The organism is Streptomyces turgidiscabies Car8 (genome assembly GCF_000331005.1).
Taxonomy (GTDB): domain Bacteria; phylum Actinomycetota; class Actinomycetes; order Streptomycetales; family Streptomycetaceae; genus Streptomyces; species Streptomyces turgidiscabies.
Genome location: NZ_AEJB01000517.1, coordinates 1 through 1,018 on the forward strand (window position 1 = coordinate 1; position 1,018 = coordinate 1,018).

Consider the following 1,018-nt stretch of genomic DNA (forward strand, 5'->3'; position numbering starts at 1 on the left):
CCCCGAAGGAACTGCAAACACCATCTGCCGGCCCTACTACTGCACCGGCCTTCTTTTTCCGCACGAATGTCTGATTTGCCGACGTGAGTGCGGGGATCGCGGATGTATGACCGGAGACCACCTACCTATCGATGTCCTGCGGTACCCGGGCCCAGCTTCCGCCCGGGCGATCCTGATGGCGCTCGACTCCTCCGTTCTTCCCTCTGGGTCAACAACCTATCGAACAGGAACTGCGTACTGCTGGTACTGCCGTGCTGGTACTGCTCATGGCGGCCCCTGATCACCGCGGGCCACCCGGTCCGGTCGTCAGTCCCGTCGCCGACCTACGACAACCCTGGCTTCGGAACTCCACCACCGCACCGTCCTGCGAACTGCAACTGCGGTACCACTGCCCGGCAGTTCGTGTCTGCCAGGCCTCGCTCGATCTCGGCTACGAGAGAAACCATAATGACCCGAGCCGCCAATGTCTACTCCGGCGAGCATAGATTTTGATGAGCTCGACGATGAGGTAATCGCCTGTGGGCTGATCGGCGGAGAGGGGCCGGTCCACCTGGGTGTCACCGCCCGAGCCACCCGGACGGGCCGTTGCATAGAATCCGATGCCATGCCGAAGCCTGACGACCTGATCGTTGACATCGCCGCCCTTGTGGAGTCCGGGCGAAGCAATCAGATGTCCCTGACCGTGGTCACCGGTGGTGCTGTCATCACCGGTCGACTGGCTCCCGAAGCCGTGTGGCGGCGGAGGGTGTCGGAGGTACTGACCGACTCCGATCAACTGGGCGAGTTCTCCGCCGTGTTCAACGCCCCCGCCAAGAAGGAGGGCCCGCCCACGCATCTGCACTTCCATGTCGCCCGGATCCTGCAGGGCACGGTGGGGATCCCGGAGACGGGCGGGATGTACCGCATCGCGATCGAGGACGTCAGCGCCTGGACCGTGGGCGACTTCAGGTACTCCGACCACTGACCCGCCGACCCGCTGAGCCGCCGCCGCGCCCCGGCCGGCACGGCACGCGGTGAG

The 1,018-nt window shown here is 64.9% G+C and carries 1 protein-coding gene; it reads left to right on the top strand.

The window, feature by feature from the left end; all coding sequences use genetic code 11:
* Positions 1–604 precede the first annotated feature (604 nt).
* Positions 605–964 carry a hypothetical protein gene (locus STRTUCAR8_RS37940; RefSeq protein ID WP_044473580.1) on the top strand — a complete coding sequence of 120 codons (360 nt, stop codon included), beginning with the start codon at positions 605–607 and terminating at the stop codon, positions 962–964.
* Positions 965–1,018: the final 54 nt, after the last annotated feature.